We start from the raw sequence: 23,117 nt of genomic DNA, 5'->3' as shown, positions 1-23,117 counted from the left end.
AATTCCCGTGTAAAGGCGATGTGGGCTTACTAGTTATGTAAAACAAAATGTAGCAGAATCACATTCACACATATTTTCAATTCTGCCTCTCTATCCATTACTTGTGCTTGTCTAAAATCGTTGAGTTCCTTTTCTTCTACATGAATTATTTTTGCGATACTTGCTGTTGAAAATATGTAATCCTTAATGAGATCATTCAAGAGCAATGTTGCTCTTTCTTTTGCATCAAAACCTTGAAAACCAAAACATAACTTGGCTAATTTATGCTCTATTATTTCCTGCTGGTCAGCCATAATATTCCCCTTACCATTTAGCAAACTTTCCAGCTCATTTATCGGTAAACCAACTATTTTGGAAAGCTGAAGATGATTGAAATTAAATTTTTCAGCTACTTCTTGTAGTTGTTCTTTCAGGTAATCAAATGGGGATATATTCGTGACAAAAGATACTTCTGCCCTATTCTTAAATTCTGGCATCGTCCTAACTCCTTTACTTTTAGTCATATCCATTATATACCACATAAAAGTGGGGCAATGCATAAAATCAAGACGCTATTTAATCGAGAGCAACAGCGGAAGTATTAATAGAAAAATAGAGCCAGTAACTAAAATGTAAGTGATTTTTCTAGGTAGTTTTTGTTGCTTTGGGCCATCATAAAAACCTGAAAATTGTAGTTTATTACGATAGAGGACAAACAATAAAAAATATATGGCGATTCCTCCTAGCCAGCCTCCGTAAGTACCATCGACATTTATTCGTAAAGTAGTATAAATAAGCCTTTCGCCTCCCCACAGCAAGCATCCAAAAATGAGAAAAATCAAAACAATTCTTATTAATTCTAACAATACTTTTATTGTGGTTAACCATAATCCCCTTACTTTCATCACGACCTTTCTACATAAAGCTGTAATGTAAAATGCAAATAATATTTCCTGAATTAGTAATTGCAACGCCCTATTAATTTGGCCAAGGATAGACGAAAAAGACCAACTTTTGAGAAAAAGCTAGTCTGGTCATTATGCTTTGTTTGGACTTTTCATATAAAGCCAGAAAAGATTAGCGATTTCTTCCGCTTCATATTTATAAATCGTGTCAGAAAAAGAACTACGAAATGGTTGGATAATGAGTTCTAAAACGCTTATGCGCGGCTTTTCTCTATTCATTTCATCCAAAAGCAACGCCGTTAGTTCCGCTGATTTTTGCTGAAGCTCAACCGTCGATATTTTTTTATAAAACAGTTCTAGTTTCTTTTGAATTTGATCGTTTGTGATCGGCTTGTACGCTGAATCCATTTCAAGCAAATACATATCATTTGGTTCTAATAATATTTCTCCACTCTCAATCATTTCTGGAAGAAAACTTTCTACATACTTTATCGATCTGTAGACTACCTTTTTTATATCGATTGTTGTCTTAGTTGCTAAATTCCAATAAAAGGATATATACTGGAACGTACCAAAAAATATGATTGCACACTCATAATAATAAGGCTTTCCATCCTCTCCATAAATATTATAAAATCTATTTTTTAGCCATGTAATTTCATAAAAACGGTGTTCAGCAAGAATTTTTTGCAACTCTTCATCATGCAAAAAAGAGATTTCTCGAAATAAAGGCATTAAGTTATATTTTTCTTTAATCCTTAAGGAAGCAATTAATTGTTCAACTAAAACTTCTATATCATCTATTTTCTTGCCGACTAGAATTTCCTCTTTTAAAACATTTCTTTCTAGACGATTTTGTTCGAGCACAGCTGAAAGACATTCATTTTTGGATGAAAAATAGTTATAAAATGTCCCCTTTGAAATATTGGCTTTATCTAAAATATCTTGAACCGATGTATGCTGATACCCTTTTTCAGTAAATAATTGCAATGTTGCTTCGATGACTACTTGCTTACGATCTTTCATACATTTCTCCCATCTCAAAACACAATAACGAATATATTCCAATTATACTAATAAAACAAAATTTCTCAAAATCTAGCATAAGCTCTAACATGAATGCTACTAGGAGACAATTGGAGAAATCAAGGCACTGACTAACAGTATGAGTTGCACAAGTGGAATCATGGATGCATCTGTTGCACTCTGCAATCTCTTGCTCGTATGCCTTTATTTTATAATTTTGACCACTAAATAGGCTGCTGTAATTAACACTTGATCACTTGCATCCCTCTTGATTCCGTACATGGCTATCTTTGCATGAATATAGCTACTATTATCACCCATAAATGATCTGTAGTAGCTACCTGTTATCCTTTTAACATCATTTTGCTCTGCATTATGTTATAATGTCATATGACTAAACCAAAAAGAGCATTAACCGATTTGAGCTGTAGCGTGTAACAACGCTACAGCTTTTTAATTTTAGACAGATTTTTTACTCATCATTGGCTCACCACCTGTAATACTAAATATTTTTAAATGCACATTCTGTTCAAAGTAGTTCACTCAATCATTTCTTTCAACTTCCTCTCTAAACAAGAATCATCAAGGAGAGTGAAGAAGTAATAAACGAATAAAAAATTCATAGTATAGTAACGAATCATACATTAATAACAATGCCAAAATATAACAAGGGGTATGGCTATGAGTATTGAATTCATTACACTAGCACCAACATTATTGCATGTGTTTAAAGCAGGAGAATCGAATCCCAAAAAAGAAAGGCGCATTGTTTATGGGCAAGCTACATCAGACGTAAATGGTATAGCTACGTTTTATTTTACAGACAATGCATTAGCTAATGGCAATCCGCTATTATCAACGATTGACTATGCAGTGGCAAGCGTCTATTCTACAAATTCATCGATAAATGCAAGACCGAGAGTACAAATGAGAGAGAAAAATAGTACTGGAAAATATGTCTCTGCTAATATTACAAATATTAGTGGTGTCACAGTATTAGGAATTAGTGTATTAGGTTCTGAGAATCCAGTAAGTGGCGTTATTGTAGATTTTATGGTTCTAGGTAGTTTTGAAAGTTAGGAGAAAGCGACATATAACAATAAAGTCGTTTAAAAATGTAAGTTTTATTGAACAATTGCGCCCGATCGTAATATAAGGTTAGCCAGATTTTTCTTGTTGACCTTTTTGTGGAAGATTGGTTTTCAACTAAATTCCCCTTACTTTAAGTACAAAAATTCTCAAGCATATTAAAATTCCATAAAGATTCAGTTTTCATTTAGATTTTCCTTTAAATTGTCCTTACATTTAATAATTCTAAACCATTTCTGAAATCCCTGTCTTAATAATAATTATGTTTTTTGGCTTTAAGTCTTCTATATCTTCTATTTGCTACTCCGAAAAAATCAGGTAACTAACAATGTAAAGCAGCAAAAATTTTTTCTAGTCATTAACACAATCAGTAAAACTAGGTAAATATACTTACAAAGTAAATAAAAAATTCTTAAGGAGGTCGAATGAAATGATCGTTATTGTTAAATTGATGTCATTGGTAGTTACAACTTCAGTAAAAATGAAAATTACACATTCGACCAGATCGAAATGGATCGCTTAAGGTTTTTTGTAAATAAGCATACCCATACCGCGGGGAGAAGTGTGCCCCTGCGGTATTTTTGTGCCTTTTTTCACCATAGGGGAGTCTCTCTACGGTTTTTTTCATTTTCATGGGAATTTAAGGAGGTGATAATAAATGATATTAAATATTTTTGCTCTCACGATAACTATTACAAAACGTAAGATCTCTCTTGAGCAAGCACTTCATAATGAAAATGTGAAAAAAATCTTTGAAGAGAACCGAAGAAAAGTAGAAAATTATATTCGTATTCGTCAATATTAATTTTGTTAATTAAAAAACATGAAAGGTGGGAATTGAAATGATTTATAAGATCAAAAGACATCATGCAGTTTTATGGCTGGAGAAAGACACAACCACCAGATGAAGTAATAAAAAGTGACAATATAGCTGTTTAATTTTATAATCTCAATAAAGCTAACCCGTTCTAATCTAGGACGGGTTGCTTCAGGGGATATTTTGCACTTTTTTAAGCGTTATTTTAAACATACAACTTGATGTAATTTAAGAAAATGCGGAATTACAATGTTAGGGAAATTCTAATTCTAAAAAGCGTAAATCCTCGATACTAAAATTGAATTTAGCAATGTTTAGCTTCATTCCATTATTCTGCCCCGTTAGCCATCCATGTAGCGCAAAAACAGCGCCCTTTAATGGAATAACTTATATTTATCTTCGTGCAACATTTTTAGAACAAAAATTAGCATTTGATCTACTTTTGATGACATGCAATAAAAAAATCCAAATTATATATAAAATCCATAAATGTGACCGCACTTCAACCACTCGTTACCCCATAAAAATTGATGAACATGGTTTAGCTTTATAATAAAGATGATTCAAAACATGCTCATTATATAATTTTATGGAATCATTCTTTTATAAAAAAGTTTGATCATTTCTATAATATTTCCTCCATTAAAAAACGCTTTAATGGCGGAATAAACCAATAAATCCCTCAGCCAATTTCATGGATTGGGACAACCCCTTAATCCTTTAACTGATAGAAAACCTGTTTAATTTTGCCTCAGTGCCAAGTATCGTAGTATTAAGCTCATTCCCTCGGCTATCTTGTCCCCTTCTGAAATAGAGACTCCGTAAAAAATTTTTGCTGTTCACGCGAGCAATCACCTGACTGCGACTTCTCGGCAAACTGCAGCATTGCGCTAAGCAGCTAATCCAATCAGCGATTTCTTGATGAGGAAGTAACTCTTTGTCAATCATCGTATCCACGATATTGACCAACCGTTCATCATCCTCATCACTAAAAATATGTATTCCATTATGTAGCATGCCAGAAATAGCGACAAGAACCTCACGCAGCATTGCAACGCTGCTCTCCTCGCACTGCACCAACTCAACAAAAACATCTGCACCGTGTGATGCGCCGTGAGCCCAGCCTCCTACTGAAAGGTAGCCCCGCAAATCCTTCTCCTCATTGTAATAACGGAGCATTGCTTGCATTAATTGCTCAATTTCTTCTTGATTTAAAAATGAATTCTGTCTGTGGCGTTGTATAATCAAAGCGATAGGCAAGGCAGAAAACGTCCTTGTAAAAACTGACTGATCATCCTCGCTGCCAATATTATAGAACAAATGGTTCTCATCCGTCAGAACAGTTAAGAGACTACGCAACTCCTCTTCACTGAACCTATCTTGACGCTTCTTGCAAGCTCGGGTTTCTCAAGGGAGCTGATGTACATGAAAAACCGTTCCAAATCTTACACTCGCCATCAACGAAAGCGAATCATCCAAAAAAAGTTAACGATTTTAAAAACTGTCTTTCAAATGGAAGATGAGTCCCTGCCTGTACACGGAACATTAAGTAAAGGAAAGGTTCACTGTTCCTGTAGGATATGTCGTTATGAGCAGTATCATGGTATCCCTAAAGCGAAATATAAAATGAACTGGCGGGCCTTGCAGGAGGAAATAGACGATTAAGTCTATTTCCTTTTTCATCTTCTATTTATATCACTGCACTCTTATTCTCCTAGTACTACACAATTTCTTTCACTTGTTCATACTCCGTTCATATTGTCGTCACTGTGAGTACATCTTCGTCGTTTAGGCTTTCCTTAGGGCTCTTAAAGGTAGCCAAAACGATAGAATGAAAATACGAGAGGTGAAAAAATGGACTTGAACACAACAACAGGCAAAAAAACAGCTAATAAGATGAAAAAAATGTTGATCATTTTACTTAAAATTTTAGCAGCATTAGTTATAATAATTGTCGTTTTTATAGCCATTGTTTTTGTCATTGATAAGATCAGTAGTAAATTAGAAGCTGGAAAAATAAAACCTTATGGTCAGTATGTAACAGTAGATGGGAAAAATATGAATGTTTTGATTCAGGGACAAGGCACAGAAACAGTCGTGCTACTACCAGGTTTGGGGACAGGAACACCAGCACTGGATTTTAAGCCGTTAGTAGAAGAGTTATCGCCATTTTACAAAGTTGTAGTGATTGAGCCTTTCGGTTATGGATTAAGTGATATAACCGAAAAAGAACGGAGCACAGAAAATATTGTAAGTGAAATCCACGAAGCCTTACAGATTCTTAAAATTGACCGCTATATTCTAATGGGTCACTCCATTTCGGGCATTTACGCACTAGATTATGTGAATAAATATGAAAACGAAGTGAGTGCATTTGCCGGGATCGATAGCAGTGTTCCAAGGCAATATGGTGATAAGGTTGTTGAATCTCCGATACCTAATTCTGTAATTACACTACTCAAAGAATCAGGTCTAGGCAGATTGATAATGAAACTAAGTGCTGACCCATATGCTGCACTACCAGTTGATGATGCAACAAAAGAACAAATGAGAATTCTTTCTTACAAAAACTTTAGAAATCCAACTATTGTGAATGAAATAGAAAATAGATCTCCTAATTTTAAAGCAGCTGAAAATTTAACATTCCCAAAAAAACTGCCTGTTATTTTCTTTTTACAACCGAATAGTGCAGCGATTGAAGGATGGTCAACACTACATGAAGAACAAATAAAGGATTCTGTACATGGAAAAATGATGACATTTCAAGGAACACATTATTTACACCATACCAAATCAAAAGAAATCGCTGAAAACTTCAGAGCATTTATCGAAGAAGTAAAGTAAGACAGTAGATAATTTTAAAAATGAAAGTTTATTTGTAACTAGTTGATCTCTCAATTACGTTATCTATACACGGTCTATTAGCCTCCTGCATAATCGAATCACCTACACTACCCGCTTGCCTTAGGTAAGTTCCATACTGTGCCGTTTTTGGCCCTGTAACCATTTCTACAGGGTCTGTTTTTTTTGATTTGATGAAACCATTTTCTCAGAGTGTTCATTAGCATTAATCTTTGGAATCATTCATATTAGGAGAGTTGTTGGTTTTTCCCTATTTCAACTATTATAGTCGAAATTCCTAAATTTTCAGATGGATGGATACCACCTTCAGTACCTACACTAAATTGGCTGTTTAATCATGTGTATACGCATGAAGCATATCATGTTGAACAAATCTCGCTTATCGCCCGCATTAATGGATTTCAAAAGCCATTATTTTAACGATGAAATCATCACTTTAGATTCATTTAAAAAATTTAAGGAAATCAAAAAATGATGATTTTGGGGTACATATATTTCACTACCTCCCCCACTATATATATCTTTAAAAGACTATGACAAAAACATTTACTACAAACGTTGATATATCAATGTTTCCAAATAAAAAAACACTCGCATTGTAAACGAGTGTTTCACATCTTTTATGACAACCATTTAGGTGGTGTGTTTTTTTCCCAATAGATATCGCCAAGGTTGTGGTGTACCATGAATTCGTCCTCGGCACTGTGATAGTGGAAGTTATAGTAGTAGCCTTCCTGTGGTCTTTTTTCTGTACGCACATGGAAACGGATTACATCTGCTCCGTTTTCATTGTTAATGACATTGAAAATTTTTTCACCATAATGACCACTTGGCTTTTCAGAGATTGTTAATGATGCAGCGCTTTGATCACCAAGATTAGCCACTGTCATCGCAATTGCTTCCTCCATTTTGGGGAAGATGATGCTGTCGAATTCATTGCTAATTTTCGGACCGACTTTTGTGCCAAATTTTATGTACGATTGCTCTCTTGCTGCATCTAGGAGTAAGGCATTATAATCGATCTCTTCTTCTTGAATTTGTATCTGTTCGTCTTGATAATCATCATGCTCAGCAGCAACAGCAGTGCTTGTCCTCGGTTCAGGGCCGATGGATGCACGGTTCGAAGGATTGTGATCAAATGCTTCCCAAATTTCATGTGTAGGCGTTATTAAACCAAATGTTAAAAACGCAACCATGATAACTATACTTTTTTTAACCCACGTTTTCATTTTTTGTCACCTACTCTTTATGTACAAATTGGTAATTCTCCTATTATTATATACGTTCTCGCCATTAAAAGGTTTCATATTTCTATAATTCATTGTACAATATTTATGAATAATGTGTCGGTTTTTTAAAGGAGGTACAAATCATGAGCATCGTAATGGGTATTGGTCTTTTATTAATGTTAGGTTACTTATCATCTTTATGCTTCACGGACTAATTTTTATATTTTGTAATATGTACCCTACAAAGCCCTCAAAAGCCTGTTATTTGCAGCTTTTGAGGGTTTTCATTTTTCTTTACAATGCATATTGACGCAAAATAATGCACAAAGTTGGGGCTAGTCACTGTTAACTTAGCGAAATCTGAATCATGCGTACTAATAAGAATTTGTCTATTCTCTACTACCATTAAATTAGACATAACATCAATGAAAGAGCACGCATTAATATCATCTAAGTTTTGGAATGGATCATCGATACCTATTAAACTTAATTTACTCCCATTTTGAGATTTATTTAACGCTAAAAATATACTCATAGCTAAAATTGTTGATTGTGCTGCACTTAAAGTAAAACTAGCGTTTACAATATCCATTTCAATGTCTTCAGGCTCTATTTGTTGATCTTTTAAAAGAATGAATAATTCATTTCCATTATATTATAAAAAGGAGTAGCAAATTGTTACTCCTTTTGTCTATATTATTTATCAATTTCAAAATTTTGTTTTAAAAAGGACTAATTCTTCCTCCGCCTTCACATTGATTATCTCCCCCACCCTGACAAAGCGCATAAAGGAAATAGTAACCTGAATGTGGCGCTGGATAAGTCTCACTCTCATTTCCATTAGCTGGAGCATAGACAAATGGAGTAATTTTTGTAGTACCATTATAAACAGCAAAGGCAATGTGTTGTATACCAGGAGAGACATTTTGCCATTCATATTGAATTGTTTCCCCTTTACTAAAATACACGGTCTTAGAAGATACTTCTTTATCCATACCATAGTTTAAAAATGTGCTTGCACACCTAGTTTCGTTGGGACTGCAATAAAAATAGGCATCAGCTTTTTTAACCCTAGTAAGGACATTGCTACAAACTTGTAAACGAATTTCATATTATTCCCATCTGTGTGTAATTGAGATAATTTTTTATTTTTTCACCTTATATTTTTGAGTTCGACACAATATTAATAAACCCTTTAAAAAATGTCAATAATATAAATAAATATAACTACAAGGATGATTAAAATGAAAAAAATATTTGTGTTACTTCTATTTTCATTATGTATAGGAATGATAGATGTAAAAGCAGAAGTTATAAATGATTTAGAGGAAATTTATTTAGAAAGTGAAGATAGCTATACAGAAGTAAATACGGCAGTGAAAGAAAGTGAGGAATTTTTTAATAAAAAAATTGCATTACCAACTCGCCTTCCTTCAATTGCTTTCACACACAACTTTGGTAGGTTTAGTAATTTGTCAATCCCCAAATTAGAAATAGATTACTTAGATGAGAAATCAGGTTTTACGCATTATAAAATAGATATTGCATCTAATGAGTATAAAATGACGCTACCTAAAGATGCTAAAACGGTAAGTTTGGCAGATGGAAGTGAAGCTTTTTACTTCAGTAGAAGAAATTTCACTATGTTTGTTATCGAGAAGAATTAATTCCAATATACATTTACAATGGACAAAGAAAGTGCAGAAAAAATTACAATTGACGGTATGGTGAAAATAGCCAACTCAATGAGATAATTTGCTGCCTGTCCTACCCTATATACGTCGGGGACGGTTTATCGTTTCACAAAAAACACACTCCTGGCATTAGCCGGACTTGGTTCAGCTGATGCTCGGGGCGTTATTGATTTAAAGACTTCATAAAAAAAAGTGAAAAAGTTTGTTGTAACTCCTCAGCTTTCTTACTTCTATTTTGCTCATAATAAGGATTCACATAGAAAATACAATCTTCTATATTTGATGATTCATCCATGATCAAAATACCTTTATCTTCCTTTTTCTTTAAAGCCAATAATACATCAAATGGTCTTGTTCTTCTTCTAATGCCGTTAGGAAAATAATGGGTATATTAGATTGACTACGAATCATTTTGGCTACTTCAAATCCATTTAGATTTGGCATCATCACATCAAGAGGAATTAAATCAAAGGGTTGAGTATTTAATTTCTTTATTCCCTCCATCTGACGCCACCGCTAAAGTATAATTTTGTGTCTTCAAAAACTGCTTAATTAATTCTTGAATTTCTAAATCATCTTCTATTACAAGAATCTTGTAGTTCATTAAGATCTCCCCCTAGTTAGCCATTATAACCACGCAATCTGTAGTTTATGTGAAGATACCTCGTTTTTTCTAAAAAAATATAAATGAACCCTACGATTATAGTCATACTTAGATTTCATAAAAATAAGTTCCATCACAGGACAAAATTCCCCCAAATATCCACAGGCTTAATCTTGAATCTGCTGATTTTTTTGGAGGAATGTATTTTTCATCATGACGTGGAATTTTTATAATATGGAACTCTTTCATCTTCGTATAATCATTAAAGAAAAGGAGATGTTGCCCCCTGCTAAATATGAGTGGATTCTGCTAATACTGAATGTATGTTTGAAAAAATTTATTTTCATATCACCTTGATCGTCCAACTAAATTCGACCTATTTGGCGTCAATATGGAGAACGTGGAATTCTTATCTAGAGATATAATAAGGGAGTTTATGTGAGTCAATAGAAACTAAAACATGTCCACTTAGATTAGATGGCATCAAACAAGAGGAGTATCATTAGGAGGTGGTATAACATAAAATGACCAACGTTTTACAACCAATACAATTTGTTATTTTTCTCAGTTAGTTTTTAGCACATTTCGTTTTCATTCCTACCATTTGCACAGTGGTCGAACGTGAAGCATGGATAAGTGACTTGGCCAGTGTAATTCCAATATTCCTTTTCGCATTACTACTATTTTTTCTGACTTATGCAGTCCTCCGACTTCAAGATTTGACTTTCATCCAGCACGCATTTCTCCCTTTTGAAATCAGTTTAATTTCACCACCTACTTGTAAATCAGTTAAAGCTTTACTAATTGTACTTTCGGCTATATCAGGATAAATACTTCGAATGTATTCTTTTGTAAAGGGTTGTTCTTGATTAAGAATAAAATTCTGAATTCGCTCTATCTTAGTATGTCTGCATATAGAATCCCGTATTCTGTTATGTAGATTTTTATAAGCCTCTAAAATAATAGATAAGAATGTTTTTAACCAGAAGCTCATATTATGCCCATTACAATACCAATTTACTGATGATTGATAGACGGCTTCATAGTATTCTGCCTCTCTTTTCTTGATATATTCATCTAAACAAACATATTTAACAAATGTATGTCCGCTTTTTACTAGTAATAATTGCATTAACATTAGCATTAATCTACCATTACCTTGACTAAATGGGATTATACAATAAAGATTGAATATAAAACGAGCTATCAATATAAGTGTAGGTAACTCTTTTTTACGGTTTAATACATTGTACTGGTTGCATAATTGTTCTACAGCCATTGGGATATTTTCAGGAGGAAGAGGACGATAAACAATCGTGTGCATCCCCTTCTCCGGAATTCCCGGGATAGAGAATGGCTTTTGGCGCCATTTTGCACCGTCAGAGGTAATAAAATGAACTAATTGAAAATGCAATTCTTGTATAGTATCTGGACTAATAGAGAAAGCACTAGATCTTTCATGTACAAGTGTCAGCGTTTCATAATAACAAAATATCGCATCTTCTGAGATCGATTGGGGTATCATATCTTCTAAAATAAGTTCTTTTAATCGCTTATTAGAAACTTTTATATCCTCATATACAGAAACATAGTTTTTTATATATTGTAGTGGCATCGCTTTTGCAAGCCTAGTAAACATATCAGGTCTTTGCTCTTGATAAGCGGTCAACTTTCCTTTATATTCACTAATTTCACTAACTAAGTTTATTACTTGTTGCTCACCACTATTTATATATTGATCTTCGAAAAAATTTCTCATGTTGTTCCTCCTTTCTTGGAAATCATGTTGCTTTTCCTTTGTTACAATCATACAGATTATTATTTTCAATTGCGAATCTTCATTAAATTAAACAAAAATACTAAAAATAACATCGTTTATTATTCTATATTGGTTCATTCACTGTATAAATGTAGCGCAATTAGAAGATAAATACGCATAATTCTTATCGGTCCATTCGTTTAAATATTAAAATGTCACAAAAAATAATTCATATGCTTAAGGCAAGAATATCGAAGTATTTCTTCCAGGGTAAATTTCACAAAAAATGAAGTCAACCTGAACCATAAGGATTGATTTAGTGTTTTCCAAGAGCGTTTTGTTCACAAAGTAAAAATATGTTGCGGATTGGTTGGGACGTATATCTCGTATAACAAACGAAGGTATAGTGGTTACAGTTGATAACGTTAGAGGAGGTAAAAAGGATGCAATAAAATGATTGATGGTAGTATCAATTGTCACAATTTATTAATTTTTACCTATCATCATACGTTAGTAAGAAATTTGCAAAAAGCAGACGAGTTATCTATACATAGGAAATTGCGACAAGGGAAGGCTCTAGAAAGCAACTTTTAATGGGTTACTTTCTAGAGCCTTGTTAGGAATCTGTAAAGGGATTAAATTCATTTTAAATAATAGAGGAAAAACGAGATTATGAAGAAAACAATATTTTTCAGCTACTTAGCTTAAATAAGTCAGTTCTTACACTACAATATCTATTTTGTTTTGGCAGCTTCCAGAATCCAATTAGCTAAATTGTCTATTTGCCCTTCTACAGCAATTGGGTCTCGAAACCATGACTGGCTTTCAGTCCACAAGAATACTTTTCCATCGCGAATCGCAGGCAGGTTACCCCAAATCGGATCAGCCTGTAGTTCCTCCAATGTCGATTCTGTTGTTAAAACCAAATAATCTCCAGTATATTCAGGAAGCAATTCCAGTGAAAATTCATAAAATGATTCAGCTAGCATATGTTCGGGAATCGTAGCAGGCGGATTCGCGCCCAATATTTCATACATGATTCGCCCACCTCGTCCAGACTTCGGTCCGAATAAGAATACCTTTCCATCATACTCCTGCATGATGGAAACGGTCTCTCCCTCATCAAGTACAGCTTGAACTTCATCATGTAACTTACTTGTGCGACTCTCAAAATCGGTAATCCATTGTTCAGCGACATCCTTTTTGTCTAATAAATCACCGAAATATCGCATTTCCTCCTGAATACTTTCAAAGCTATTATAAGGCATAGCCACTGTTGGCGCGATGAGCGAATATTTGTCCACTGTTTCTTCTTTATTAATATTTGTAATGATTAAATCCGGTTTCAAATCAACCAGTGCTTCTAACGAATCTCCCACATTAGTGACACCGTCAAGCATCCCTTCTAAATACGGACTTTCCATCAATAAAAAATCAGATGCCACTGGTTGGACGTCTAGTGCCAACACGGTACCTAAAAATGCCGATGCTGCTACACGTTGTGGATGCGCAGGCACTTCCACATCTCCGAGAGAAGTCTTAATTGTTCGCATTTCGATATTGGCAGGTGCTTCTGCATTCACTTGATCAGACTTTGCTGCGCCACTATTTCCCTTTGCCCCTTCTGATGATGTCCCGCATGCCGATGTAACCATTGTTAGACACAATAGTGTCATCGCTAACATATTTTTTTTACTCATTGCCATATCATTTCCTCCATCTAGCATTAATTGATAATGAATATCATTACCATTTAAATGATACATGGCTGGATGTGGAGCAACAATGGATAAATCTGTCCAATTCATAGTATCTTTCGAACCTACAAACTGGTATTGCCTGCGATATTCCCCTGGAGTTATACCTGTTTGTTTCTTAAACATACGGTTAAAATAGACTGTGTCTGGATAACCAACATAAGCAGCTATTTCTTGTAGTGTCGCTTCGGTATCACACAACAAATTTCGTGCCAAGTCTATGCGTAATCGAATCGTATAATCAAGTGGGCTGCATCCCATCTGCTCTTTAAATTTCCTTGAAACATACTGTGGGGTGTAATTCATTTGATGGGCCAACTGCTCCATGGAAATCATTCCACGATAATTCCTTGCGATATAGCGGACAACTTGTTCAGCCAACGTTGGGGCGTGTGCAAGCTCCATCCGCTCCTGTAACGCTGCATGGACGAAACGGATGAACTCCCCCTTGGCCTTCAACCTTCTTAATTCATGGACATCCTTCATGTCTTTCTCTTTGTCTATTTGCCCATTGTCTATTTGTTGCCAATCGCTCAACATTGTTTCTAGCCTCTCCAACATAACGAGCGGTTCGGATGGCGACACTGCCCAACTTTTCATAAATGGATTGTCTGTTTGCATTATCATATGAAACTCCCGCAATGCTGAAGCTGGCAAAGAAGCATTGTATAAAATCATGTAGATGTCAAGAAAGTCAGTAGATTGAACCGTTATCCGCTGCCCCTTGCCGATATGTATTAAATGAAACCGTTCGGATAGCCATACTTCATCGTTTACCCACAGCTCAGCACGTCCATTTGCCACAAACATAAACGTGCTTGCTGGTGTTACATAATTACGAATTTCGTCACCACGCCCAAGTCGTCTTACCCGAATGTCCAGTACACGAATGACGACTTGATTCCACAGTTGAATTTCTTCGCTTATATTCATAATATTGCCACGAAATAAACGTTATTGATCCTGTCCATTAGATTGCTCCTTCCCATAGATCATACAGCTTCAATGATTATCATTCTCATTCAGATTTACAACATAACAAATACTATTTGAGGATGTCAAGGTGAGCAAAAATACTTTATCTAACTATACCTCTTGCAAAATTTTCTCCGCCTCAGACATATTTTTTGTCGGCTGCACAGCAATTCGCCTGTTTGAACAATCTCTTGAACACATAAGCTAGCCAGCTTTATCCTATTCTTCACCTAATCTCATTGTGATTCTAGAAGAGAAAATTCATCAGTCATAATAGATAAATCCGCTCTCCTTTTTAGTTTATAATGTCTCCTTCTTAATGCATTGATGCGTTAGATAATAACTAAAATGTTTATTCTATCCCCATATAACTACTTATACTACGTAGAAACCCGCGAACAACATAATGTCCGCGGGTTTCTATCGTTATTGCCAAGCCTGATTGTCAAAGTGCCACTGCTGGAAAAATTCATGCTCAGTCAATAGCACTTCATGAATTGGGCTGAAAAATTGTTTTAGTACGCCTGTTAATTCGAGTGTAGTGTTTAGCTCAATTGTAAAATGATGACGCTCAAATAATGCTTCTATATACGCCTGTAAGATACGTCCTTCTATGTTTTGCGTTTGCAACAATTGATTGACTTCCAACATTGCTTTCGATGTTTTCTCTAAGGCTGGATATTGATACATTTCGATAAATTTTTGTGCTATCACGAATTCCGTTGGATATGTATAAAGCACAGCCACCTCGCTGGCTAGTAAGGTTGGAAACATAATGGTTTTCGGTGTCACTGGCACACTTTCTTTATAGGTTATTCTTACTTCTATGTATGTTGTTGTTTGGCCTAATGTAGCTGGTATTGTGAAATGAATACCGTCTTCTGTTAAAGCACTCTCTATTTTTTCTGCGTTCCACTCAATGCCATCCTCTGGTACTGCAATCGAACAAATTTCTTTCAATGCTTGTTTCACTATTTCCTGTTGACGAGCACTCGGCTTCGCTAGCAGTGTGATTTCTTTTGTGGGCTTCACCAATCCCTCTGTTAATGCAAATAATAATAAATCCCCTGCTAAGTAAAATTGATCATTATATGATGAGACAGATAAACGATAAAGGAGCCTTTCTTGACAATAAAGTGATACTAGCTGTTCCCTATTTTCTTGCCGTGCTGCAGCCATTTCTGTTATTTGTGTAAACACATTCGTGGATGGTGTGCTCATTGTTTCCATAAATATCCCTCACCTTTTTGATTTTTCAGTTTTTTTATGTCGAAATTTAGATTCTTACTAAAATTCATGCTTTTATTATCACTTATTTAAGGTATAGAGTAAACGGTAATGTATACCAAAAAAGCCTGTCGTAGCTAGAGGGACGACAGGCTGGGAAAATTAGACAAGGGGCAGCCTCGCTATTGCGAAACTACCCCTTTAGTATTTATAGGTAACATTCTCGTAAATTGTAAAAGTCTCAACCCAATCGTCTGGGGAATATTATCTTGAAACCAGATTCGTTTCATCACCGCGGTAAAATTCCACTGTGTGCCTTCTAACTTAAGCAACGCAAACCCTACCATCTTTTGCGTCCTTGCAGCCCCAAAGCATGCGCCAGTGTGAATAAGTTTCTACAAAAACAAAAAGCAGAATGCCAGATTACAGAAATATGCTACCTAAAATAGCACGTCTCTTATTATAGCACAGTGAATTAAATAAGTAAAATATTTTATACAAAATACAATTTCACACTCTTTTTTCACTCTTTACTCTTTCTAATTAATATACCTAAAGGCTCATAAAAATTTCTCTTTAGAAAGGATCATATTTTAAATAACCAATGTTTTAGCTTTCCCCAAATGAACTGCCCATATTATCAAGCCTAATGTCAGTTAGTGAACTAGTATCACGAAATACTAATTTCTCCCGTTCTTCATTTCGTATATTTTAGTATAATGAGATTTTTTGTGAAATGAACAAAAAGCCCCGAATAGTGGCGTTTTCTTTTTAGCTAAGATTTTCATAAAAAAGTTTCATTCTTAACCTTAACTTATTTAATAAGGAGGAATTTCCTAGATGAGAATTAAGTGGTGCGTTTTTTTAAATGATTCTTCTGGAAACATGTGGAGCGGAGCATGAACAGCTCGAATAATACCCTTATGAATGTTCTGACTATTACAATTTGGACATGTCTTCAATTCCATAACAATCCCTCCATAAGCTTTTATATATTCTATTATAAACTTTATTAAGTCTTCATAAATAACCATCTCAACAAAAAAACTTAATGGAAAATTTGCGCAAGCTAAAATTGTTGAAAGGCTTGCTCTATCCGAGGATCATGGAGAGCGATATTCAGTAGCACTCACACATTTCAGATATTCTGATGCATTATAATGTCCTCTACTACTTCACTTCCGCAAAAATTAAAATGACAAAAGATGCCCAAGTCAGACATTTCGAACTGTTGGACATCTTTTGTCATATATTCTACATCTATTGGAGCTTAGTAGACTTCTAGCACACCATAATGAAACTTCGCGGTTACTCTCGTCAATTGCTGGAAACCGTACTGTGCAAACCACTCTGAACGAAAATGTGCCTTTAATACCACCCGCTTTTTCGCTACACGCTTGGCCTCATAGACCCATTCATCTGTTAATGTAACATGCTCACCCGCGAGCCGTAACGCCTGAAAATTATTCGCCTCTTCGATGACCTCCTCAAACATCGGGTCCATATAGACCACATCAAATGCCTTGTCTGGCAAGGTTTTTAAATAAGCAATCGCTTCAGCCTGAACTACCTCGATTCGTCGCATACAGGCGGTTAATGGTAACTCGGACGTATCATAGGTTTGCATCCCCCGACTGACAATAAACGCTACATTTGGATTTGCTTCCAGCCCTACTACACGGCCTGTCTCCCCCACGCTATAAGCCGCTAACATAGCATCTGCCGCAAGACCTAATGTACAATCCAACAACGAATCACCCTGTTGAAGCTGTGCCGCTTCCAAAAAGGGCTCTGCCTCACCACGGGCAACACGCTTTAGTCGAAATGCTGCAGAATTCGGATGAAAGAAAAAGGGCTCCTGTGCCCCATAGGCATAATATTCATAGCGATTCTTCCCCGCCACCATCACATGTGCCTGCAACTCCTGTGAAATCTTACGAACAGAGCGCTTTTTCCGTGGCTCGAATGTAGCGCCTAATGTTTGACACGTAAAAGCAGCGAGCGCCATCGATACTTCGTCTGGTCTGCCCGCTGTCGTCACAATCGTTTTTAGTTCTCGCATGTTTGCTCTAACACGCCAGTTAAATGAGAGACAATTTGCTCCACAGGGAATCCCTCGATTTGTTCACGTGGAATAAAGTAAGCCAATTCCCCGTCCTTTAAAATCGCCATAGATGGTGAGCTCGGTGGCACCTCTTCAAAATAACCGCGCATTGCTGCAGTCGCCTCTGGATCCTGCCCTGCAAACACCGTCACAAGATGGTCAGGCTTCACCGCAGCAATTGCCTCACGTGCTGCTGGACGAGCAAGTCCTGCCGCACATCCACATACCGAGTTAATGACCACTAACGAAGTCCCCTTCGTCTCTGCCATAAACTCATTCACCGCATCAGCCGTTGTCAACTCGGTAAACCCAGCCTCCACTAGCTCCTCACGCATCGGCTTCACAACCTGCTTCATATATTCATCATAAGCGTTCATGCTTTTCCCCTCTTTCCTATGTATTCGCAAACCTTATTATAGCAAGGTTTCGTGTGAATGTACAAAGACATGCTTTTTGTTTGATTTAAAGGGTTTTCGGGGGAAGTACGAATTTTTTGTGTAACGGATAATGGTTTTATTTAGGGTCGTTACACAATCATATTAACTTTTTTCATGAAAATAAAAAAAAGCCCCGGCTCAAAATTTGAAGTAACCACATAAAGTTAGAAACGGTTATTTTATTTGGGTATGGGTTCGATATTGTATCAGACACATGCCTTTTAATTTTGCCTTAATAAAGGTGGAATTTTCACTTGCCTATACTTTCTGGTTCTTCGTTTCCTTTATATCGATATGCAATTACAGTACATCCTCTTTCCGTAGCTTCAAAATACCTAGGATATGCAATCATACAGATATGCCAATCAGGAATAGCCTGTAATCAAGCTCTCGTTTATATTTTCAATAACTTTCATCTCATCCACTTTGTCTGTGTCAGGAATCGGTTGTGCTAACTTCATAGTATCTCTCCTTTCTTTTTGAGGAAATAAAAAAGATGACGACAAATGACAACAGCGTGTGCTACTATGATTTATTGTCCTCCAGAGGGTTGGTAGAGATATCAAGTATCTGTTGATTCCATATTTGTAATTAGCATTCTTTCCTTAAAAGAATTAGCATTTCTAATGTAGTTCAAGTACGTTACTCTTCTGCTATCCGTAATGTGTCTAACAAAATATAAAACAAACAGACCTATTAATAAAAACAGCGAACTCCATAAGAGTCCTTTAAACCCTTTTGTGTAAACTTGATCAAATAATCGATTAACTTCTTCGATGCCCTCACTATTCTGGATTTTAGCCTCAATTAATTTTATAGAGATACTATTAAAATAACCATATAACCCAGCAAACCCCACTCCTATAATTGAAAAAAGTATTGCATAAAATGAAATATTTATACTAAAAAAATCTTTACTAAATCTTAATGAATTCTCAGATGATGATGTAAGACCCTTTTCAAGATAATCTAATTCAACAACAGAGTGGTTTATTGCAATTTCTTCAATAAAATTCATCTCATCAATCATAGTTTTGCCAAGTAAACACTCTTTTTTTAATTTTCTCATGTAAGTGTAAGAACAATCTGAATTAATTTTAAGACGCTCTATCTGTTCTCTATCCATTTTTTAATATTCCCCCAAATTAAAATTTTTTGCTGATGAAATTAATTATAAAGTTTGCTTTGGCTTTCTCTAATAATCTCACTAACTAATCCTTTGTAAGTTCCAATCCCCTTCTATTTTTGGTTGACTCTAAAAAATGATAATAATTACCATTGATAGTGAGATTCCTATTGCAGTCTGATTAAGCATTTCTACAGTTTTCTTGAGCAATATTGTTGTAAAAAAGCTAGTAACAATCGTGGTACCCAAAAATTTCATACTATTAAAAATAACTATGTTGACTACTTCATTCAAGGTAGAATTTAAAAAGGTAAGAATCAGATCTTTACTTTTTTTCAATAAGTCATAAATATACTTTTCTCAAATTCTAAAGACATCCATTGATAAAGGCTCTTTTTCTTACGTCCCTTTTTTAAATCATTTTTTCTGACCTATTATTAAACTTGCTTACTCCTTGCACCATCAGTAACGCAAAATAAAGTGATATTGAAAAAGACAGAATACTTATTAATATTTTTTAATATCTTCATTAACTATATTTGAAATACACCGTATAGAAAAAGTCATAAAAAGGTAAGACACCAATTTGAAAATTATTCTAAAACTTTTTACCCTCATCCCATGTAGCTCGCTTCACTCACGGAGTGATGATCTTTGTCTCGGCGTAGACAGGGAGCTCGGCTACCCTTGCCACACCTTTCGAAAGAATTGTGACACAAGTCCCAGGTAGTTCTATTATATCAAGATAAAACTTTCCATCAACCCCCAGTATATAACTTTTATCAGATATAAGCTTACGTCTTTTTGACGTTATTCTTTGTTCTTCCCATCAAAATTCGTCTACAATTTGCTTAAATGACTCACCCCTTTCAAATGAAAAAGGAGGACAATAAATGGCAACAGCGTGTGCTGCTATCAATTGTTGTCCTCCAGTTTGCCAGTAGAACTTGAATTAATTAGTTTTAAATCCTAATTCTTTCACAGTAAATGTTCTGTTTTCATTTTCCCGATGTTTCTCAAAAAATTCATTTTCGATCCCTGTAAGTAAAGTTAAAAAGATTTGATCCACTTTTAATTCGTCCATAATCTCAGATACTGTGTATAATCCATTATCAAAAAGCAGTTGTAAAATACTCTTTATTTTTGTAGGTCGGTTTATTGGAATTTCTCTATCTAAAGGCTCAATAACTTTATAACCATTTTTATTTATGGACATATAGAAATAACGATATTTTTGATAATCAATAATGTTTAATTTAAAAGCTCTTGAAGCAATTGCTTGCAAAGATACCAGCCACTTTTGCTTTATATCAATGTAAGCATCTGGATTAGATCTTTTGACTATGGTACTACAATCTTTTCTAAATTGCTCTTCAGGCAATAAAAATGCAGATGCAAAATCATTCGCTTCATCCTCAAGAAGTTTGTATGCTTTTTTATCTTGCATAGTAAATTCGACTTTATAATGTAACAGTAAATGACCTAATTCATGTGCCAAATCAAAGTTTCTTCTCACAGCTGACTTCTTTATCGTACCTAGAAATATATAAGGTCTATTTTCTTCACTCCACAAACTATAGGCATCAATAGTTTCCCCAATTTCTTTTTCAAATATAAAAATCCCAGATTTTTCTAACGAAAATAGTAAATTTTTATTAGAATTAATATCCATTCCAATCTTTTCACGGGCTAATGCAGCAACATGATTTATCTGGGTATCTCTTTCCATATTCGAATTATTTCGCAAAAATGAAATTGTTTCATTTCGCAATTCCAACAATAAATTCTTTGGATAATTGATTTTAGTTTCAATTTTTTTTAGAAATGAATCAATAAACCTCACATGCATCGATTCACTTTGAGATTTATTTAGTGAATTAATAGTTTCGGAACGATATGCAATATGCTCTACATTAATATTATTCATATTCGTTTTTTTTAGCAAATCATCATTGTAAAAATATGAAGATTTGACTTTAAAAGTTGTCTTTAATTTATTTACTACCTCCAGTTTTGGAGACACATACCCATTCTCATACTGCCAAATAGCCTGTTCAGTTACACCAATTTTTTCCGCTAGTTGATTTCTGCTCAAGTCATTTAGTATCCGTATATTGGTCAAACTTTTCCCTACGAACACAGAATATACCTCCTTGGTTTTATAACATCAACCTTGGTCTTCCTTATCTTTCTCATCATCTTTTAATTCAATATCGAATTCTTCTGCATCACCTTTTAATGCAATATCGAATTTGAAGGCATCATAACTCTCATCTATATTTGTAGATAATGCATCTTTTAATTCATCATCAATAACAACATTATTCCAAGGAGTAACATATTTAATTAAATCATCAATTAGATATGCTTTATTATTAACAGGATTAGGCATCAGAAGAGAAATTTTAGAAATCAATTGATTTTCATCAATTTCATAAGTGATGATATAAAAACGATCGTATTTTGAATTTGTTTTCTCAATTTTAGTAGTATCTAGTTTACCCCAAAAAGGTTCTTCAATTAATTCTAATTGGACGGAATCACTAGAATTTTCTGTTTCAATGTTTCCGAAATCAATATCTAAATTAATTTCCATTAATTTAGTCATATAAGACATTTTTGTACTACGTGTCACACCCCTAGCATCTTTTCCTTGATCAACCTGCTCTTCATTGAAATATTTTGCATTTTTCATTATGAACATTATCTTCTCTTCATCTTGATTGAATTGCAAATATTGCCAAGTTAATCCTGCTTTAGCTAATTTACTTTTCACACCATAAGATTCACAGGACTTAGCTACTTGATCATCGATATGGTTCCCCTTTACCCAAGCGTAGGCACTACTTACTTTCATTGATCGAGATTTCTCTCTCCTAACTTCAAGATACTCACGGTACCCCTCCATTAACCCATCAACAATTTTTTGATTTAATTCATCTACTAACTTGTAATTTTCCAACTAACATACACCCCCGTATTTTTCTTTAAATAAATCAATGATATAATTTTATTAAAGAAAATATGATTTGTATACGTTTTTTTTAAAGTTTAGATGCTACTAGCACTTTTTTCTTCTATTCTCCCCAATTTTCCTTTCAGTAAACTATTTACTATTTGAGAAAACCCTAAGCTAAAACTCCTCACCCTCATCAAATTCAACTCGCTTCACCTTCCCTTGATAAGTGACAATCTCCATTTTAGCGTGTGCTGGAAGCACTGTGAACTTACGGATACCGTCTAAGAGTTCAATGACTCAACTCTCATGCAGTTCCATGATATATAGTTGTAGGATTGATTGAGATATACCCTGTAGTATCGAAGAAAAAAATGACGTTAGAGGAAGTTACCACTGAAGAAACAGCAAAGCTTTATTTAGAAATAGATGAACTGAAGGATTTTTTAAGCTATGTGGTTAAGCATCGCAATATTATGCATTTATACAATCGTATTCACAGGCATGCGACCAGGAGAAGCTGGTGTTTTAAAGTATGAGGATGTCGATTTAGAGAAGAAAATTATTCACA

At 34.8% G+C, this 23,117-nt stretch carries 21 protein-coding genes and 2 pseudogenes; 5 read left to right on the top strand and 18 right to left on the bottom strand.

The window, feature by feature from the left end; all coding sequences use genetic code 11:
• Positions 1 to 29: 29 nt before the first annotated feature.
• From V6670_RS10530 to V6670_RS10520, 3 genes are all read right to left on the bottom strand, one after another.
• Positions 30 to 476, bottom strand: coding sequence for an HTH domain-containing protein (locus tag V6670_RS10530; protein WP_338654096.1), 447 nt, complete (start codon positions 474 to 476; stop codon positions 30 to 32).
• A 75-nt stretch (positions 477 to 551) separates the two neighbouring features.
• Positions 552 to 845, bottom strand: coding sequence for a hypothetical protein (locus V6670_RS10525; protein WP_338654094.1), 294 nt, complete (start codon positions 843 to 845; stop codon positions 552 to 554).
• Positions 846 to 1,016: 171 nt separating this feature from the next.
• Positions 1,017 to 1,910: a TetR/AcrR family transcriptional regulator gene (locus V6670_RS10520; protein WP_338654091.1), complete on the bottom strand. Its 894-nt coding sequence runs from the start codon at positions 1,908 to 1,910 to the stop codon at positions 1,017 to 1,019.
• 681 nt (positions 1,911 to 2,591) lie between these two features.
• Here V6670_RS10520 and V6670_RS10515 point away from each other — a divergent pair.
• Positions 2,592 to 2,990 (top strand): hypothetical protein, encoded by a 399-nt coding sequence (locus tag V6670_RS10515; RefSeq protein WP_338654088.1) that lies wholly within the window; start codon positions 2,592 to 2,594, stop codon positions 2,988 to 2,990.
• A gap of 667 nt (positions 2,991 to 3,657) precedes the next feature.
• Positions 3,658 to 3,804 (top strand): YrzI family small protein, encoded by a 147-nt coding sequence (locus tag V6670_RS10510; RefSeq protein WP_141904488.1) that lies wholly within the window; start codon positions 3,658 to 3,660, stop codon positions 3,802 to 3,804.
• Positions 3,805 to 4,536: 732 nt separating this feature from the next.
• Here V6670_RS10510 and V6670_RS10505 read toward each other — a convergent pair.
• A pseudogene (locus V6670_RS10505) lies at positions 4,537 to 5,199 on the bottom strand (DUF2785 domain-containing protein); the annotation flags it as partial.
• Between the two features lie 42 nt (positions 5,200 to 5,241).
• Between V6670_RS10505 and V6670_RS10500 the strand changes: the two are divergent.
• Both V6670_RS10500 and V6670_RS10495 read left to right on the top strand, forming a co-directional pair.
• Positions 5,242 to 5,481 (top strand): hypothetical protein, encoded by a 240-nt coding sequence (locus V6670_RS10500; RefSeq protein WP_338654085.1) that lies wholly within the window; start codon positions 5,242 to 5,244, stop codon positions 5,479 to 5,481.
• Between the two features lie 189 nt (positions 5,482 to 5,670).
• Positions 5,671 to 6,660: an alpha/beta hydrolase gene (locus V6670_RS10495; RefSeq protein WP_338654083.1), complete on the top strand. Its 990-nt coding sequence runs from the start codon at positions 5,671 to 5,673 to the stop codon at positions 6,658 to 6,660.
• Between the two features lie 638 nt (positions 6,661 to 7,298).
• Here the strand turns inward: V6670_RS10495 and V6670_RS10490 are convergent.
• From V6670_RS10490 to V6670_RS10480, 3 genes are all read right to left on the bottom strand, one after another.
• On the bottom strand, positions 7,299 to 7,907 hold the full coding sequence (locus V6670_RS10490; protein WP_141903286.1) for a YpjP family protein: 609 nt from the start codon (positions 7,905 to 7,907) through the stop codon (positions 7,299 to 7,301).
• A 250-nt stretch (positions 7,908 to 8,157) separates the two neighbouring features.
• A complete protein-coding gene (locus tag V6670_RS10485; protein WP_141903285.1) occupies positions 8,158 to 8,499 on the bottom strand; it encodes a hypothetical protein in 342 nt (113 codons plus the stop codon).
• A 130-nt stretch (positions 8,500 to 8,629) separates the two neighbouring features.
• Entirely contained in the window at positions 8,630 to 8,902 is a 273-nt protein-coding gene (locus V6670_RS10480) for a hypothetical protein (protein ID WP_141903284.1), read from the bottom strand.
• Positions 8,903 to 9,151: 249 nt separating this feature from the next.
• Here V6670_RS10480 and V6670_RS10475 point away from each other — a divergent pair, with 249 nt between their 5' ends.
• Complete coding sequence (locus V6670_RS10475) at positions 9,152 to 9,574, top strand: hypothetical protein (protein WP_338654078.1); 423 nt, start codon at positions 9,152 to 9,154, stop codon at positions 9,572 to 9,574.
• 190 nt (positions 9,575 to 9,764) lie between these two features.
• On the opposite strand, the gene V6670_RS10470 is transcribed toward V6670_RS10475, so the two are convergent.
• The 11 genes and pseudogenes from V6670_RS10470 to V6670_RS10420 all read right to left on the bottom strand — a co-directional run bounded on the left by V6670_RS10470 (position 9,765) and on the right by V6670_RS10420 (position 22,825).
• Positions 9,765 to 9,896, bottom strand: a complete 132-nt coding sequence (locus V6670_RS10470) for a hypothetical protein (RefSeq protein WP_338654075.1) — start codon at positions 9,894 to 9,896, stop codon at positions 9,765 to 9,767.
• A gap of 53 nt (positions 9,897 to 9,949) precedes the next feature.
• Positions 9,950 to 10,205, bottom strand: a pseudogene (locus tag V6670_RS10465) (response regulator); the annotation flags it as partial.
• 712 nt (positions 10,206 to 10,917) lie between these two features.
• Positions 10,918 to 11,964, bottom strand: a complete 1,047-nt coding sequence (locus V6670_RS10460) for a Fic family protein (RefSeq protein ID WP_141903282.1) — start codon at positions 11,962 to 11,964, stop codon at positions 10,918 to 10,920.
• A 734-nt stretch (positions 11,965 to 12,698) separates the two neighbouring features.
• The gene (locus V6670_RS10455) at positions 12,699 to 14,654 is read right to left on the bottom strand and encodes an AraC family transcriptional regulator (RefSeq protein WP_338654070.1); all 1,956 of its coding nucleotides are present in this window, start codon (positions 14,652 to 14,654) and stop codon (positions 12,699 to 12,701) included.
• A gap of 468 nt (positions 14,655 to 15,122) precedes the next feature.
• On the bottom strand, positions 15,123 to 15,926 hold the full coding sequence (locus V6670_RS10450; protein ID WP_338654068.1) for a nucleotidyl transferase AbiEii/AbiGii toxin family protein: 804 nt from the start codon (positions 15,924 to 15,926) through the stop codon (positions 15,123 to 15,125).
• A 1,267-nt stretch (positions 15,927 to 17,193) separates the two neighbouring features.
• A complete protein-coding gene (locus V6670_RS10445) occupies positions 17,194 to 17,985 on the bottom strand; it encodes a class I SAM-dependent methyltransferase (protein ID WP_141903276.1) in 792 nt (263 codons plus the stop codon).
• On the bottom strand, positions 17,973 to 18,404 hold the full coding sequence (locus V6670_RS10440; RefSeq protein ID WP_036122610.1) for a BrxA/BrxB family bacilliredoxin: 432 nt from the start codon (positions 18,402 to 18,404) through the stop codon (positions 17,973 to 17,975). Before V6670_RS10440 ends, V6670_RS10445 begins: the two co-directional genes overlap by 13 nt.
• A 622-nt stretch (positions 18,405 to 19,026) precedes the next feature.
• On the bottom strand, positions 19,027 to 19,590 hold the full coding sequence (locus V6670_RS10435; RefSeq protein WP_338654064.1) for a hypothetical protein: 564 nt from the start codon (positions 19,588 to 19,590) through the stop codon (positions 19,027 to 19,029).
• 952 nt (positions 19,591 to 20,542) lie between these two features.
• Positions 20,543 to 21,730, bottom strand: a complete 1,188-nt coding sequence (locus V6670_RS10430) for an XRE family transcriptional regulator (RefSeq protein WP_338654063.1) — start codon at positions 21,728 to 21,730, stop codon at positions 20,543 to 20,545.
• 27 nt (positions 21,731 to 21,757) lie between these two features.
• Positions 21,758 to 22,552 carry a hypothetical protein gene (locus tag V6670_RS10425; protein WP_338654061.1) on the bottom strand — a complete coding sequence of 265 codons (795 nt, stop codon included), beginning with the start codon at positions 22,550 to 22,552 and terminating at the stop codon, positions 21,758 to 21,760.
• A gap of 171 nt (positions 22,553 to 22,723) precedes the next feature.
• Positions 22,724 to 22,825, bottom strand: a complete 102-nt coding sequence (locus V6670_RS10420; protein ID WP_338654579.1) for an XtrA/YqaO family protein — start codon at positions 22,823 to 22,825, stop codon at positions 22,724 to 22,726.
• Positions 22,826 to 23,117 lie beyond the last annotated feature (292 nt).

It is taken from the genome of Lysinibacillus sp. Y5S-8, from assembly GCF_036894365.1.
GTDB lineage: Bacteria > Bacillota > Bacilli > Bacillales_A > Planococcaceae > Lysinibacillus > Lysinibacillus fusiformis_D.
Note: the sequence above shows the minus strand (reverse complement) of the source record. Positions and strands in the feature narration are given on the sequence as shown.

Bases quoted from the DNA above. Each gene is read 5' to 3' on its own strand.
- V6670_RS10530 (WP_338654096.1), bottom strand. From the start codon at position 476: ATGCCAGAATTTAAGAATAGGGCAGAAGTATCTTTTGTCACGAATATA.
- V6670_RS10520 (WP_338654091.1), bottom strand. From the start codon at position 1,910: ATGAAAGATCGTAAGCAAGTAGTCATCGAAGCAACATTGCAATTATTT.
- V6670_RS10515 (WP_338654088.1), top strand. From the start codon at position 2,592: ATGAGTATTGAATTCATTACACTAGCACCAACATTATTGCATGTGTTT.
- V6670_RS10510 (WP_141904488.1), top strand. From the start codon at position 3,658: ATGATATTAAATATTTTTGCTCTCACGATAACTATTACAAAACGTAAG.
- V6670_RS10500 (WP_338654085.1), top strand. From the start codon at position 5,242: ATGAAAAACCGTTCCAAATCTTACACTCGCCATCAACGAAAGCGAATC.
- V6670_RS10495 (WP_338654083.1), top strand. From the start codon at position 5,671: ATGGACTTGAACACAACAACAGGCAAAAAAACAGCTAATAAGATGAAA.
- V6670_RS10490 (WP_141903286.1), bottom strand. From the start codon at position 7,907: ATGAAAACGTGGGTTAAAAAAAGTATAGTTATCATGGTTGCGTTTTTA.
- V6670_RS10485 (WP_141903285.1), bottom strand. From the start codon at position 8,499: ATGGATATTGTAAACGCTAGTTTTACTTTAAGTGCAGCACAATCAACA.
- V6670_RS10480 (WP_141903284.1), bottom strand. From the start codon at position 8,902: ATGGATAAAGAAGTATCTTCTAAGACCGTGTATTTTAGTAAAGGGGAA.
- V6670_RS10475 (WP_338654078.1), top strand. From the start codon at position 9,152: ATGAAAAAAATATTTGTGTTACTTCTATTTTCATTATGTATAGGAATG.
- V6670_RS10470 (WP_338654075.1), bottom strand. From the start codon at position 9,896: ATGGATGAATCATCAAATATAGAAGATTGTATTTTCTATGTGAATCCT.
- V6670_RS10460 (WP_141903282.1), bottom strand. From the start codon at position 11,964: ATGAGAAATTTTTTCGAAGATCAATATATAAATAGTGGTGAGCAACAA.
- V6670_RS10455 (WP_338654070.1), bottom strand. From the start codon at position 14,654: ATGAATATAAGCGAAGAAATTCAACTGTGGAATCAAGTCGTCATTCGT.
- V6670_RS10450 (WP_338654068.1), bottom strand. From the start codon at position 15,926: ATGGAAACAATGAGCACACCATCCACGAATGTGTTTACACAAATAACA.
- V6670_RS10445 (WP_141903276.1), bottom strand. From the start codon at position 17,985: ATGCGAGAACTAAAAACGATTGTGACGACAGCGGGCAGACCAGACGAA.
- V6670_RS10440 (WP_036122610.1), bottom strand. From the start codon at position 18,404: ATGAACGCTTATGATGAATATATGAAGCAGGTTGTGAAGCCGATGCGT.
- V6670_RS10435 (WP_338654064.1), bottom strand. From the start codon at position 19,590: ATGGATAGAGAACAGATAGAGCGTCTTAAAATTAATTCAGATTGTTCT.